We start from the raw sequence: 13,912 nt of genomic DNA, 5'->3' as shown, positions 1-13,912 counted from the left end.
TTCAGCCAAACCGGCACGCGCTGGAGGTTGCGCCGCCGAGGATGCCGCCAGGCCGACCACGTTGCTGCTGTTGCGCAACACCGGCGCGCCCTCCACATACATCACCGTGTCGTGCGTCGCCGGATGCTGGAATAACGATGAATTGTTGGCATCCCGAGCGCTTGCAAGCGCCTACACCAGCGGATCGCCGGCGGAGGCACAGTGCCGGCACTATCTGATCGGAGGCTAATCGTCCCGTCCCCAGCCCTTGTAGTGTTAATATCTTGCCATTAATACTGTATGCCTGTACAGTTATCATGTATCAATCGCACACGACAATTTACCTCAGGAGTAACTCACCATGCTTGACCATATGACTTTCCGCGTGACCGATATTGGTCGTACCAAAACGTTTTACAGCGCGGCACTTGCGCCATTGGGCTACAGCGTATGCTTCGAAGGCAACTACGGCGCGAACATGTTGGGGTTTGCTTACCCTGACTCCTCTGAGCCTGACGGCAAAAAAGCCGATGTATGGTTCATCGATGGCCCATCACCGTACGGCGGGCCATCAGCGACTGCCGGCTGCCACCTGGCATGGCGGGCAGAAACTCGTGCGCAAGTGGATGCTTTTTACCTCGCAGCGATCAGCGCCGGAGGAAAAGACAATGGTGCCCCCGGCCTCCGCCCGGACTATCACCCTAACTACTATGGTGCCTTTGTCATTGATTTAGAAGGCAACAACATTGAAGCAGTGTGCCACCAACCAGGATGAGTAGCGCTCAGTGATGCCGCGTGAACGGCCGGCTATTCAGACGGCCGACACCGCCGAGCGCGTTCCGGGCGCAGGAAGTGCGGACATGGACCGTCATTGGCAAATGGCGCGAGCACGTTGTCAGCGGCGGCGGCGGAGCGGCGCCGCATGCCGGCCTTCTCGTGGCCAGCTTGTGCCGGCATGGGCGAGCGGCAGTTACACGGCGAGTTTGATCATCTCGGCATACAGGTCGGCCTTGCCTTCGAAGCCAATGCCCGGCAGATCCGGCAGCGTGATGTAACCGTTGTCCACCTTGACGCCGTCCGGGAAGCCGCCGTACGGCTGAAACAGGTTGGGATAGGACTCATTGCCGCCCAGGCGATGTGCCGGCCACGAATTCCGCAATTACATACGCGACGGATGTAAAATGGCGCGCACCGCATATTGGGAGGAGCAAACATGGGACACCGGACCCACGTCGAAATGATGGAACAGACCCGGGCCAAGTTGCTGGCCTCGGCGCGTCGTGCCTTCGCCGAGCGGGGTTACGCCCACGCCTCGATGGACGAGTTCACGGCCGCCGTCGGTTTGACGCGGGGCGCGCTCTACCACCATTTCGGCGGCAAGGAGCGCTTGCTGCTCGCGGTGATCGAACAGATCGAGGCCGAGGTCGACGGGCGCCTGCGGACCATCGCCGCCGCCGCGCCCACCGCGTGGGAGAGTTTTCGCCGGCGCTGTCGCGCCTACCTGGAACTGGCGCTGGAGCCGGAGATCCGCCGGATCATTCTGCAGGACGCGCGCGCGATGTTCGGCGACGTGCCGGCGGCGGCCCAGAGCAAGGGCATCGCCGCGCTGCAAGCCGCGCTCGAAGGACTGATCGCCGATGGCGTCGTGGCGCCGTCCCACGCCGGCGCGCTGGCCCGCATGCTCTACGGCGCGGTGACCGAGGCCTCGTTCTGGATCGCGGAGCCGGACGGCATCCCGGCGCAACGATTGGCGCTGGCCCTGGAGGGGCTGGAGCGCATCCTGGCCGGCCTGCGCGCCGACTGACGCCCCTCCTATCCCTACCGAGCAAGCATTTTTTGGAGCCCCACAATGCAATGGAAAAACACACCAAGTCGTTTCGGCACCCTCGCCAAATTCTTCCACTGGACCAGCGCGGCCGCCTTCATCGCCGCCTATGTCGTGGTCTACTACGTCATCTGGTTCATGGACGACAGCGCGCCCGAATCCTGGCCTGTGCTCAACGTGCATTGGGCGCTGGGCATGCTGGTGGGCGCGCTGGTGCTGCCCCGCTTACTGTGGCGGCTGCTGGACGGACAACCCGCCGACCCGCCCGGCTCGAAATTGGAGCATAGGCTCGCGCACGCCGCCCACTGGGGCCTGTACGGCCTGCTGCTCCTGCTGCCGCTAACCGGCTACGTCGGCACCGACGCGGCGACCGACTTCGGCTGGTTCGCCGTGCCGAGCTTCCGCGAGACCAGGCTCTTCGAATGGCTGGCTGGCCTCGGCGGCTTGAGTTGGGAGACGTTCGAGCCCCCGGTCGACGCCGTCCACCACTTCGTCGGGAAATGGATCGCCTGGGGCGTCGTCGCCCTGCACGTGGCGGCGGCGCTGTTCCACCACCGGGTCCGCCGCGACACGGTGTTGAGCCGCATGCTGCCTTGGTCGACCCGCGCCTGAGCGGCCACCGAGCGCGCCGCCCGTCTTGCGCGGGTCGTCGCCGCTTCGGGGTCTCGGCGCGCGGCGGTCCGGTCGCGTTGTCGCTCCGAACGGGCCAGGCGCACCGATTACACGGAGGGCACGACGAATCCAGCAGCCGGGGCCGAATCGGCTCCGGCGCCGACCCGCTTACGCAATCGACACTTTCACGACGGACAGGACAATCCAGCGACGGGCGAATGCAATTGATAATGCTTCTCATTTGCAATATAATCGCTTTCTTTCTGCTACTTTATCGAAAGTGTCATCCATGGCCGCGCCACGCAGTCCCCGCCTGTTCCACCTGTATTTCGCCGTCCCCCTGGCCTGCGCCCACAGCCACCTATTGGCGCAGAGCAGCGACGATGCCATCCTGAAGACCGTCCAGGTAACCGCGGCGCGCGCCCAGGGCTTCAGCCCGAACTCCGTCGCCGCCGGCAGCTTCCGCGGCGCGGACGTCATGGACGTGCCCTCCACCGTCAATGTCATCACGCGCGAAGTGCTGGAACTGCAGGCCGCCGCCGGTTTGTACGACGCCGTGCGCAACACGGCCGGCGTGACGCGCCAACAAAACGGCGGCGACACCTGGGACCAGTTGGTCATCCGCGGCATCGCGGTGGAAAACCGCACCAACTATCGCCTCAACGGCTCGGTGCCGATCATGAACTTCTCCCAGGTGCCGATGGAGAACAAGGAGCGCGTCGAGGTGCTCAAGGGCGCCTCCGCGCTGTACTACGGCTTCACCTCCCCGGCCGGCGTCGTCAACTTCGTCAGCAAGCGCGCCGGCGCGACGCCGCTGACCAGCGCCGGCGTGACGCTGGACGACCGGGGAACGGCCGTGGCCAACATCGATGTCGGGCGCCGCTTCGGCGCGCGGCAGGAGTTCGGCGTGCGCCTCAACGCCGCCGGCGGTGCGCTCGGCACCGTCCTCGACCGGGTCGACGACGGCAAGCGCGGCTTCGCCTCGGCCGCGCTGGACTGGCGCGTCAACAACCGCCTGCTGCTGAAGGCCGACCTGGAATACGATCACCGCAAGCTCACCGAACAGGCCGGCATCGCGCTGCCCGCCGCCGTCAACGGCGTGATCCCCTTGCCGCATGCCGTCGATCCGTCCAAGCTGGTCGGCCCCGACATCGCCAAGTTCGACGCCACCAGCAAGAGCGTCGCGCTGCGCGCCGACTACGCGCTGGCCGAAGGCTGGGCGCTGACCGTCGAGGGCGGCCATGCCGAGGTGGCGCGCGAGCGCAACCTGGCGATTTTCCGTTTCACCAATCCGGCCGCCGTGGCCAGCGGCGCCGGCCGCATCGCCGGCAATTCGCAACATCTCGCGGTCGGTTCGGACATGCTGCGGGCGGAACTGTTCGGCACCGCCGCCACCGGCGCCATCAAGCATGAAATCACCGTGGGCCTCAGCCGCACCGACAAGACCCAAGACCCCATCTACCAGCGCAACTACGCGGTCGCCTCGCAAAACCTGTACCGGCCGTCGCCGATCGCCACCATCACTTACAGTCCGCCGCCGACCACGCCGACCACGCCGGCGCTGGAAACCCGCGATACCGGCCTCTACGCGCTGGACCGGGTCGAATTCTCACCGCAATGGCAATTCATCGGCGGCGCCCGCAGGGCCAGCTACCGGAGCGACCAGGGCGCCAACCACTACACGGCCGACCAGACCACGCCCATGGCGGCGCTGATCTACAAGCCGCTGGCCGACCTGTCGTTCTACGCATCGGCGGCGCAGGGGCTGGAGGAAGGCGAGCCGGCGCCCGCCGGCACCGTCAACCAGAACGAACGCATGGCGCCCGGCGTCAGCAAGCAGAGGGAGCTGGGCATGCGCTGGCGCGCCGCGGGCGGCATGCTGCTGTCGGCCGCGCTGTTCGACATCAACCGCCCCGGCTACTACACCAACGCCGCCAACCGCTTCGTGGCGGACGGCGAGCAGCGCTACCGGGGTGTCGAGCTGGCGAGCCAGGGCCAGTTGAGCCCCCGGTTGGCATGGCAGGCCTCGGCCCAGCTGCTGCGGCCGGAGTTCCGCGAGATTAACGACAGCTACAACGGCAAGCTGCCGGAAAACGCCGCCAAGCAGACCGCCAGCGCCTTCCTGTCCTACTCCCTTGACGACCACGTGCCGGGCCTGTCGCTCAACGCCGGCAGCTATCACACCGGCCGCCGGCCGGTCAACGACCTGAACCAGGCCTGGCTGGGCGGCGCGACGCTGTTCGCCATCGGCGGCCGCCACATCAGCCAGACCATGGGCAAGCGCACCACCTGGCAGGTCAACATGGAAAACCTCGGCGACAAACAATACTGGGCCGGTTCCGGCGGCCGCCTCGCCGCCGGCGCGCCGCGCACCGTCAAGCTGAGCGTGAAGGTGGAACTGTAACGGTTCCTGCCTGCGCCCCCCATGCCCCGCTTGGCCGTTGCGGCCGAACGGGCCCGGCCGCGCTCAACCGCCCAGTACCACGTGAGGTACCCTGACTTTTCCGCTACCAACTGGGCTTGCTTTGCCGCGTCGCCCGCGTCTCGCGCAGCGGGTTCTATGCGTGGCTGGGCCGCGCCCCGTCGCTGCGCAACCAAGAGGATGAACGGCGCAAGGCCGCAATCAACGAGTAAGGTGCTATCACTATGGCACGGTCGACGGCGGCGGCGACACAAACCCGTACTGGTGCAAGACCCTGCCATAACTGCCATCCCGGATCATGTCGTCAAACGCTTTTTTCCAAGCTCCGCCGATGGCTGGATCGAGATCGGGCGAACCAACCAGATAGACACCGGTGCGCTTTAACAGCACCCCGCGCCGCAAATCCTCGGTCCGTAGTCCGGCGGCGCGCTGGGTACTCAGGATGCCATTCCACGGCCCCACCCAGGCGTCGATGCGCCCACGGTCCAGCTTGCGCGCGTTGGCGACGTCGCGCGTCGCCAACTGCAGTCCTTGCCATCCATGGTTCTTGATATGTTCGGCGGATACCCCCTCGCGCACGACGCCGACGCGCAAGCGGCCAACCTTGTCGAGCGTCGAAATGTCGACGTTTGAGCCGCGCTTGGCGACGACCACAAAATCCTCATCAAACAGGCGCACTAGCCACTGGTAGTTGCGCTCCCGGAGCGGCGTGCGCGTCAGCGGCGCCATGACAATACCCGGCCCGGTCGCGGCCACCATCATGGCGCGCTGCAATGGATATGGCTTGGGCGATTGCGGATGGCCGACACGGCGGGACAACTCACGCAGCAAATCACAGACCATGCCATTGCCGGGGGCGGTGGGATTACGCTCGTCCAGGGTGCAGAAAACACCAGCGTCGGCGGCGATCAGACTCACCCCGCCATCCGGAGCGGCGCTGGCCGCGCCACAAATCCCCAGGCTGGCCACCGCCATCACGCATCGCCACCATCGTTTCGTCAACATGCCATTTACCCTTCACTGAGTCGGCCAATATACACCCCGCCACCCCGCCGCGGCTCATGTCGCCGAAACAAATCCTCCCTCCGAAAACTGCCGAGCCATGTCATCGTCACGTATGCCGACGGGCCGATTCAGGACCGGCTTGCGGCACTTTTGCGGCACACGAAAAAAAGGCCTGCGCACGTAAGTGGCAAGCCTTTGATCTTGAAACGAATTCTTGGTGGGAAGTACAAGTTTCGAACTTGTGACCCCTGCAGTGTGAATGCAGTGCTCTACCCCTGAGCTAACCTCCCGAAGCGGGGCGAATTATCGCATACAAGCGCGAGGAAATGGAAGGCCCCGCGTGCGATATTTCGCAAAAACCTTTCTCAGCCCTGCGGCGCCAGCGTCGCGCGCCAGATGCAACTGCCCTTGACGGCCTTGTCCAGCCCGCTCAGCGTGGCCTCGTGGGCGGCCAGCTCGTCGGCGTCGGCCGGTTGGAAGATGATGTCGGCCAGCGGGATCGGCTCGAGCAGGGCGCCGCCGGCGTCGACCTCCTCCTCGACGTCCATGCCCAGGCTGTTCTGCCCGCGCGTCATCGACAGGTAGACGTCGGCCAGCAGCTCGGCGTCGAGCAGCGCGCCGTGCAGCTTGCGGTGCGAGTTGGACACGCCGTAGCGGTCGCACAGCGCGTCGAGCGAGTTGCGCTTGCCCGGATGCAGCTCCTTGGCCTGCACCAAGGTGTCGATCACGCCGCCGATGTGCTCGCTGAAGCTGGGCAGGTTCAGGCGCTTGAACTCGTGGTTCAAAAAGCCCAGGTCGAAGGGCGCGTTGTGGATGATCACCTCGGCGCCGGCGATGTAGGTGCGCAACTGCTCGACGATCTCGTGGAACTTCGGCTTGTCGCGCAGGAACTCGGTGGTCAGGCCGTGGACGTTCAGCGCGCCCTCTTCCGAGTCACGCTCGGGATTGATGTAGGCGTGGAAATTATTCCCCGTCAACATACGGTTTTTCAGCTCGACGCAACCGATCTCGAGGATGCGGTTGCCCAGCTTGGGGTTGATGCCGGTGGTTTCGGTATCGAGTACGATTTGGCGCATAGTGGCAGGTCTTCGTGTTCAGGCTAAGGCGAGCCGCGCAGTATAACAAAGCGCGGCGCGGGGGTTGTGCTTGGCCGGCTCAGCGGCCCTTGACCGACTCGACGCCGCGGTTGGCCAGCACGTCGGCCCGCTCGTTGCCGGGGTGGCCGTTGTGGCCGCGCACCCAGCGCCATTCCACTTGATGCAGCGCCTGGGCCAGGTCCAAGGCCTGCCACAGGTCGACGTTCTTGACCGGCTCCTTGGCCGCCGTCTTCCAGCCGCGCGCCTTCCAGCCGTGGATCCACTCGCTGATGCCCTTCTGCACGTACTGGCTGTCGGTGTGCAGCGTCACGGTGCAGGGGCGCTTGAGCGCGCTGAGCGCCTCGATCACCGCCTGCAGCTCCATGCGGTTGTTGGTGGTGTTGAGCGCGCCGCCGAAAATCTCCTTTTCGGCCCCGTCGGCCACCATCAAGGCGCCCCAGCCGCCGACGCCCGGATTACCCTTGCACGCGCCATCGGTAAAAATCTCGACTTTATCCATCCTGCTGTTCCCGCCTCTTGTTGGTTACCGGCACGACCGCCGGGGTCGTCGCCGTTTGTTTGCTCCATGCCGGACCGATCAAATGCATGCCCTTGACGCGCTTGATCGCCTGCACAATATAGACGCCGCCCAGATAGGGCCACCAGCGCGCGCCCGCATTATCCATGAAGGCGTAGCGGTGCAGCCACTTTTCTGTGCGGCAAGCGGGCGCGTAGCAGCCGAAGTGGCTCTGGCTGGCGCCCATGTTCAACAATTTTAACCAGTCTTTCAGGCGCGGCATAGAGATGAACTCGCCGGCGCGCGGCAGGTAGTACGAGCCGCCGACCCGCCCCAGCACCTGCCGCGCGCCCCACAGGCTGGCCGGGTTGAAGCCGCAGATGATCAGCCGGCCCTCGGGTATCAGCACCCGCTCGACCTCGCGCAGCACCTGGTGCGGCTCGGCGGCGAACTCCAGCACATGGGGCAGCACCACCAGGTCCAGGCTTTGCGAGGCGAACGGCAGCTCGGCGTAGTCGAGCGTGACGGCCACCTGGCGCCGCAGCTCGGGCTGCTGGGCCGGCGACGGCGCCAGGCGCGGCCGCACCCGCGTGTCGGCCAGCCAGCGGTGCGGCATGCGGCTGGCCGCCAGCGCGTCGATTTGCGGCATGCCGATCTGCACGGCGTTGAAGCCGAAAATGTCGGCTGTCAAGTTATCCAGGCAGGCCTGTTCCCAGGCGCGCACATACAGGCCGGCCGGCGTTTGCAGCCAGCCATCCAGCGCTATAATGGACTGGTCGGATGCCGCGCTATCCATGCCCAGACCCTAGTGATCCAATGACCAATTCCGCTACCCGCACTCTCAGTGTTCTCACCATACCCGCTTTCAATGACAACTATCTGTGGCTGATCCATGACGGCGCGCACGCCGCCGTGGTCGATCCCGGTGACGCCAAGCCCGTGCTGGCCGCGCTCAAGGAACACGGCCTCAGGCTTACCGCCATTCTACTCACCCACCACCACGCTGACCACATCGGCGGCGTTCCCGAATTATTACAGCATTTTCCGGTTCCTGTTTTCGGGCCACGCAACGAAACCATCGCCGCCGTCACCCGGCCGGTGGGCGAAGGCAGCCGCATCGACGTGCCCGGCCTGGCCCTCAAGCTGGCGGTGCTCGACGTGCCCGGCCACACCAACGGCCACATCGCCTACCTCTACGCGGCCGACAGCGAGGAGCCCTGGTTGTTCTGCGGCGACACCCTGTTCGCCGGCGGTTGCGGCCGCCTGTTCGAGGGCACGCCGGCGCAAATGCTCAGTTCGCTCGGCAAGCTCGCCGCCCTGCCCGACGCCACCAAGGTGTTCTGCGCCCACGAGTATACGCTGCCCAATCTGCGCTTCGCCCGCGTGGTCGAGCCGGACAACCAGGCCACCCGCGCACGCGTCGTGGTGGAGACGGACAAGCGCGAGCACAACCTGCCGACCGTGCCCAGCACCATCGGCGTGGAGAAGGCCACCAACCCCTTCCTGCGCTACCGCGAGCCGGAGATCGCCCGCCAACTGGTGGCCGCCGGCAAGCTCGAACAGGGCGAGACGCCGCTGGCGGTGTTCACCGCCCTGCGCTTGTGGAAGAACAACTTCTAAACCGCCGGGACGCAAAAAACCCGCGCCGCAACCGACATCAGTCGGCTCCGGCGCGGGTTGTCGTAGGGCCGGGAAGCGGCGCGGCGCCGCTCCCCTAGCTACTTAGATTTCCTCGTACAGCGGCAAGGTCAGGAACTCGGCGAACGACTCCGAGGTCGACATCTCCTCGAAGATCTGGCCGGCACGCACATAGGTCGGACCGTTGCCACCCGGGGCGTCGCGCTGCACCTTGGCCAGCTCTTCCGGAATCATCGCCCGCACCATGTCGGCGCTGACCTTGCGGCCGTCTTCCAGCACGCCCTTGTCCGAACGAATCCACTGCCACACCTGCGAACGGCTGATCTCGGCGGTGGCGGCGTCTTCCATCAGGTTGTGGATGGGCACGCAACCGTTGCCCGCCAGCCAGCTGCCCAGGTAGTGGATGCCGACGTTGATGTTGTAGCGCAGGCCAGCCTCGGTGATCGGCGCTTCCGGCTGGAAGTTCAGCAGGTCGGCGGCGGTCACGGCGATGTCGGGACGCTGCTTGTCGATCTGGTTCGGCTTGTCGCCCAGCACCTTGGTGAACTCGGTCATGGCCAGCTCGACCAGGCCGGGGTGGGCCACCCAGCCGCCGTCGTAGCCGTCGGTGGCGTCGCGCGCCTTGTCGTTGCGCACGCCGCCCATGGCGATGTCGTTCTTTTCCGGATCGTTCTTGATCGGGATCAGCGCGGCCATGCCGCCGATCGCCGGCGCGTTGCGCTTGTGGCAGGTCTGCAGCAGCAACAGGGCGTAGGAGCGCATGAACGGCGCCGTCATCGTCACCTTGGCGCGGTCGGCCAGGCAGAAGTCCTTGTCCAGCTTGAATTTCTTGATGCAGGAGAAGATGTAGTCCCAGCGGCCGGCGTTCAGGCCCGAGCTGTGCTCACGCAGCTCGTAGAGGATCTCGTCCATCTCGAAGGCGGCCAGGATGGTCTCGATCAGCACGGTGGCCTTGATGGTGCCCTGCGGCAGGCCCAGCTCGTTTTGCGTCATCACGAAGATGTCGTTCCACAGCCGCGCCTCGATGTGCGATTCCATCTTCGGCAGATAGAAGTAAGGGCCGGCGCCGCGCGCCAGTTGTTCCTTGGCGTTGTGCACCATGAACAAGGCGAAGTCGAAGATGCCGCCGGAGATGCGCTTGCCGTCGACCAGCACGTGCTTCTCGTCCAGATGCCAGCCGCGCGGACGCACCACCAGGGTGGCGATCTTGTCGTTGAGCTTGTAGGACTTGCCGTTCTGCTCCAGCGAAATGGTCTTGCGCACGGCGTCCATCATGTTGATCTGGCCGGTGATCTGGTTGTCCCAGTTCGGCGTGTTCGAATCCTCGAAGTCGGTCATGTAGCTGTCGGCGCCCGAGTTGAAGGCGTTGATGACCATCTTGCGCTCGACCGGGCCGGTGATTTCCACGCGGCGGCATTCCAGCGCCTTGGGGATAGGCGCGATCTTCCAGTCGCCGGCGCGGATGTGCGCGGTTTCGGCCAGGAAGTCGGGACGCTCGCCGGCATCCAGGCGCTTGGCGCGCTCGACGCGCACGGCCAGCAGCTCTTGGCGGCGCGGTTCGAAGGCGCGGGTCAGCTTGGCCACCAGGGCGAGCGCCTCCGACGTCAACACTTGTTCGTAACCAGGCTTGATCTCGCCCGTGATTTCCATACCTGCCGGCAAGTTGATGGTGGACTGCGTCATGGATGTATCTCCGTATTAGAAAAAATGAACTACCGACCTAAATTATAAGCACTGCTAATGGTGTTGCGTCCTGAATCTTTTAGTGTGGGCGTTCGGTTACGCCTTGATGTGATTTGAAGTATATTCACTATTTAGTTATGCAAACTGAACAAAAAATCACTTCATCTATGCGTTTTTATCACAAATGAGTCCCATGGGCCAGTTCCGTCAAATCTCCACCTTTGTAGAAGTCATCGCCCGCGGCAGCTTGTCGGCCGCCGCCCGCGCCGAGGGCATTGCGCCGGCCATGATAGGCCGCCGTCTGGACGCGCTGGAGGCGCGCCTGGGTGTCAAATTATTGCAACGGACCACGCGCAAGCTGGCGCTGACCAACGAGGGCGCGGCCTTCCTGGAGGACTGCCAGCGCATCCTGGCCGAGCTGGAGGACGCCGAAAGCGCCGTCGCCGAGCGCAGCGCCAAGGCCACCGGCCACCTGCTGATCTCGGCGCCGGCCGGCTTCGGCCGCCAGCACGTCGCCCCGCTGCTGCCCTCCTTCGTCGCCGAGCACCGCGACGTGGCCGTCACGCTGAACCTGAACGACCGCGTGGTCGACCTGATCGGCGAAGGCGTCGACGTGGCGATCCGCATCGCCAGCCTGTCGGACTCGAACCTGGTCAGTGTCAAGCTCGCCGACAACGAACGGGTGTTGGTCGCCTCGCCGGCCTACCTGAAGCGCCACGGCGAACCGCAGACCCTGGCCGAGCTGGCCAAGCACAACTGCCTGGCGATCAGCAGCGAGGGCAGCCAGCGCGGCTGGAACTTCCGCGAGAACGGCAAGATCGTCACGCTCAAGGTGGGCGGCAACCTGGGCTGCAACGACGGCGAGGTGTTGCACGACTGGGCGCTGGCCGGCAAGGGCCTGGCCTGGCGTTCGATGTGGGAGGTGGGCGCCGAGATCGAGGCGGGCAAGCTGGTGACGGTGCTGGACCAGTACTCGGCGCCGGGCAACGACCTGTACGCGGTGTTCGCCCAGCGCCGCCATCTGCCGCTGCGCATCCGTGCCTTCGTCGACTTCCTGCGGCACACCTACGCGCAGCCGGACTACTGGCGCAAGGCCTGGAAGTGAGGCGCCGACTGCGGAAGAGCTACCCATTGGCGTAGCGCCGGGGTCAGGCGCCGGGGTCAGGGCGCCGGGGTCAGGGCGCCGGGGTCAGGGCGCCGGGGTCAGTGCCGACATTCGGACACGACCTCAACCATTGCTTATGCCACCGAAGCACTTTAATGCTGAGTCTGTGTCCGAATGTCGGCACTGACCCCGCCTATGCGCAGGCCAGGGGGCAGCAACTGGTTTGCTCCTTGGAGGGGGCGGGCTCGGCGCACCGGCGCACCGGCGCGCTGGCACTTGCTGCAAAAGCGACAGACGAAAAAAAATCCTCGGATTCCGAGGATTTCTTTATTTCGTTTGACTCAGCGTATTAGATTGGCTGAATGTTCGAAGCTTGCTTGCCTTTAGGACCAGCGGTCACTTCGAAAGAGACACGTTGGTTCTCTTGCAGCGACTTGAAGCCTGCGGACTGAATCGCCGAGAAGTGAGCGAACAGATCTTCGCCGCCTTCGTCAGGGGTGATAAAGCCGAAGCCCTTCGAATCATTAAACCATTTTACGATACCAGTTGCCATTACAATTCCTATTTCAGTTAAGTTGGGCTTGCGCCCGTGATATCGTTTGAAGCAAGAAAGAAATGACAGACCAACTGCAACTGCACTACTCTTGAATCTAAACGATCCCGCATTATACCGAACAAAACGAGAAAAGCACGTCTTTGTGAAAATAAATTCGCAGAGGGGAATTTCACCCTGCTTTCACCCTACAAACCGCACTTCCCAACCCGCCTCGTACAGCATGGATTTCACTATAGAGAAGAAATCCTGACAGTGTTTGACACATATCAAACGTGGGCAAGATCATAACGCAAAGTTTTAGCCCTAGGTGCGCGCACGTGGATTTGTTGCGGCCCAGCGCAACACTTTGTCCAAATCGGCGGCGGCAGCGGCCCAGCAAGACGGCGTCAACATCGCCTGGCGCAACTGCTGCTCGACCTGCCGGCACTGCTGGCCCAGCAGCGCGAAGCCGAAGGTGCCGGCCGTGCCGGCCACGCCGTGCAGCAACTCGTGCAACACATGCAGGTGCTCGGCGGACGGCGCGGCGCCATCGGCCCGGCAGGCGGCCAGCACGGCGGCGATCTGCTCCAGCGTCGCCGGCAGGCGGGCCGCGTACTTGTCGGCCAGCAATTGCAGATGGGCGTGGAACTTGGCGTCGTGCGGTGTGGACATGGTCGGCGCGCGCTGAAACTATCCCTTGGTGCCGAAGATGCGGTCGCCGGCGTCGCCCAGGCCCGGCACGATGTAGGCGTGCTCGTTGAGGTGCGAGTCCAGCGAGGCGCAGTAGATCTTCACGCCGGGGTGGGCCGCCTGGAACACGGTGATGCCTTCCGGCGCGGCCACCAAGGCCAGGAAGATGATCTGGTCGTCGCTCACGCCGCGCGATTTGAGCACGTCGACGGCGTGCACGGCCGAATTGCCGGTCGCCACCATCGGATCGCACAGGATGAAGGTGCGCTCGTTCAGGTCGGGCAGGCGCACCAGGTATTCCACCGGCTGGTGGGTGTCCGGGTCGCGGTACACGCCGATGTGGCCGACGCGTGCCGACGGCACCAGGTTCAGCAGGCCGTCGCTCATGCCGATGCCGGCACGCAAAATCGGCACGATGGCCAGCTTCTTGCCGGCGATGACGGGCGCATCGATGGTCATCAGCGGGGTTTCGATCTGGCGGGTGGTCAGCGGCAGGTCGCGCGTGATCTCGTAGCCCATCAGCAGGGTGATCTCTTTGAGCAGCTCGCGGAAGGTGCGGGTCGAGGTGTCCTTCTCGCGCATGTGGCTCAGTTTGTGCTGGATCAGCGGGTGGTCGGTGATGAAGAGATTGGGGAAGCGCGGATCTTGTTTCATGGTGGAGTGTGCTCTTTTTTGTCGTGAGGACGGCCGCGCACCGGGATACGGGCGGCGTCTTCGTTGCCGTTTTTCGGTTGTAAGCCGCATTATCCCAGCCATCGGCACGCGATGGAACCGATTTACGAAATAAAAGGCCCTTCAACGATCGGCGGGATGCCGGCCCAAGCC

At 64.5% G+C, this 13,912-nt stretch carries 14 protein-coding genes, 1 tRNA gene and 1 pseudogene; 6 read left to right on the top strand and 10 right to left on the bottom strand.

What is annotated here, in order from left to right:
- The first annotated feature begins 340 nt into the window (after positions 1-340).
- Positions 341-754 (top strand): VOC family protein, encoded by a 414-nt coding sequence (locus BM252_RS25025; protein ID WP_093390396.1) that lies wholly within the window; start codon positions 341-343, stop codon positions 752-754.
- Between the two features lie 195 nt (positions 755-949).
- Here BM252_RS25025 and BM252_RS25020 read toward each other — a convergent pair.
- A pseudogene (locus BM252_RS25020) lies at positions 950-1,111 on the bottom strand (mandelate racemase); the annotation flags it as partial.
- A gap of 81 nt (positions 1,112-1,192) precedes the next feature.
- On the opposite strand from BM252_RS25020, the gene BM252_RS25015 reads away from it, so the two are divergent.
- The 3 genes from BM252_RS25015 (at position 1,193) to BM252_RS25005 (ending at position 4,820) form a co-directional block, all read left to right on the top strand.
- Positions 1,193-1,783, top strand: coding sequence for a TetR/AcrR family transcriptional regulator (locus BM252_RS25015; RefSeq protein WP_245774432.1), 591 nt, complete (start codon positions 1,193-1,195; stop codon positions 1,781-1,783).
- A gap of 45 nt (positions 1,784-1,828) precedes the next feature.
- Positions 1,829-2,416, top strand: a complete 588-nt coding sequence (locus BM252_RS25010; protein ID WP_093390393.1) for a cytochrome b — start codon at positions 1,829-1,831, stop codon at positions 2,414-2,416.
- 289 nt (positions 2,417-2,705) lie between these two features.
- Positions 2,706-4,820, top strand: a complete 2,115-nt coding sequence (locus tag BM252_RS25005; protein ID WP_093390392.1) for a TonB-dependent siderophore receptor — start codon at positions 2,706-2,708, stop codon at positions 4,818-4,820.
- Between the two features lie 240 nt (positions 4,821-5,060).
- Here the strand turns inward: BM252_RS25005 and BM252_RS25000 are convergent, their stop codons facing one another.
- From BM252_RS25000 to BM252_RS24980, 5 genes are all read right to left on the bottom strand, one after another.
- Positions 5,061-5,843: a substrate-binding periplasmic protein gene (locus tag BM252_RS25000; protein WP_093390391.1), complete on the bottom strand. Its 783-nt coding sequence runs from the start codon at positions 5,841-5,843 to the stop codon at positions 5,061-5,063.
- A gap of 215 nt (positions 5,844-6,058) precedes the next feature.
- Positions 6,059-6,133 (bottom strand) — tRNA-Val (locus BM252_RS24995).
- 75 nt (positions 6,134-6,208) lie between these two features.
- Entirely contained in the window at positions 6,209-6,919 is a 711-nt protein-coding gene (dnaQ, locus tag BM252_RS24990; protein ID WP_093390390.1) for a DNA polymerase III subunit epsilon, read from the bottom strand.
- Between the two features lie 79 nt (positions 6,920-6,998).
- The gene (gene rnhA, locus BM252_RS24985) at positions 6,999-7,439 is read right to left on the bottom strand and encodes a ribonuclease HI (protein ID WP_093390389.1); all 441 of its coding nucleotides are present in this window, start codon (positions 7,437-7,439) and stop codon (positions 6,999-7,001) included.
- On the bottom strand, positions 7,432-8,232 hold the full coding sequence (locus BM252_RS24980) for a class I SAM-dependent methyltransferase (protein ID WP_093390388.1): 801 nt from the start codon (positions 8,230-8,232) through the stop codon (positions 7,432-7,434). Before BM252_RS24980 ends, rnhA begins: the two co-directional genes overlap by 8 nt.
- A 20-nt stretch (positions 8,233-8,252) precedes the next feature.
- Between BM252_RS24980 and gloB the strand changes: the two genes are divergently transcribed.
- Complete coding sequence (gene gloB, locus BM252_RS24975) at positions 8,253-9,056, top strand: hydroxyacylglutathione hydrolase (protein ID WP_093390387.1); 804 nt, start codon at positions 8,253-8,255, stop codon at positions 9,054-9,056.
- Between the two features lie 102 nt (positions 9,057-9,158).
- On the opposite strand, the gene aceB is transcribed toward gloB, so the two are convergent.
- Positions 9,159-10,757: a malate synthase A gene (gene aceB, locus BM252_RS24970; RefSeq protein WP_093390386.1), complete on the bottom strand. Its 1,599-nt coding sequence runs from the start codon at positions 10,755-10,757 to the stop codon at positions 9,159-9,161.
- A 193-nt stretch (positions 10,758-10,950) separates the two neighbouring features.
- On the opposite strand from aceB, the gene BM252_RS24965 reads away from it, so the two are divergent.
- On the top strand, positions 10,951-11,862 hold the full coding sequence (locus BM252_RS24965) for a LysR family transcriptional regulator (RefSeq protein ID WP_093390385.1): 912 nt from the start codon (positions 10,951-10,953) through the stop codon (positions 11,860-11,862).
- Between the two features lie 349 nt (positions 11,863-12,211).
- Here the strand turns inward: BM252_RS24965 and BM252_RS24960 are convergent, their stop codons facing one another.
- The 3 genes from BM252_RS24960 to upp form a co-directional block, all read right to left on the bottom strand.
- Complete coding sequence (locus BM252_RS24960) at positions 12,212-12,415, bottom strand: cold-shock protein (RefSeq protein ID WP_020703630.1); 204 nt, start codon at positions 12,413-12,415, stop codon at positions 12,212-12,214.
- A gap of 306 nt (positions 12,416-12,721) precedes the next feature.
- Positions 12,722-13,069 (bottom strand): Hpt domain-containing protein, encoded by a 348-nt coding sequence (locus tag BM252_RS24955; RefSeq protein WP_093390384.1) that lies wholly within the window; start codon positions 13,067-13,069, stop codon positions 12,722-12,724.
- A gap of 18 nt (positions 13,070-13,087) precedes the next feature.
- Positions 13,088-13,741, bottom strand: a complete 654-nt coding sequence (gene upp / locus BM252_RS24950) for a uracil phosphoribosyltransferase (protein WP_093390383.1) — start codon at positions 13,739-13,741, stop codon at positions 13,088-13,090.
- Between the last annotated feature and the right edge of the window lie 171 nt (positions 13,742-13,912).

The organism is Rugamonas rubra (genome assembly GCF_900114705.1).
In the GTDB taxonomy this organism is placed as follows: Bacteria; Pseudomonadota; Gammaproteobacteria; order Burkholderiales; family Burkholderiaceae_D; genus Rugamonas; species Rugamonas rubra.
Note: the sequence above shows the minus strand (reverse complement) of the source record. Positions and strands in the feature narration are given on the sequence as shown.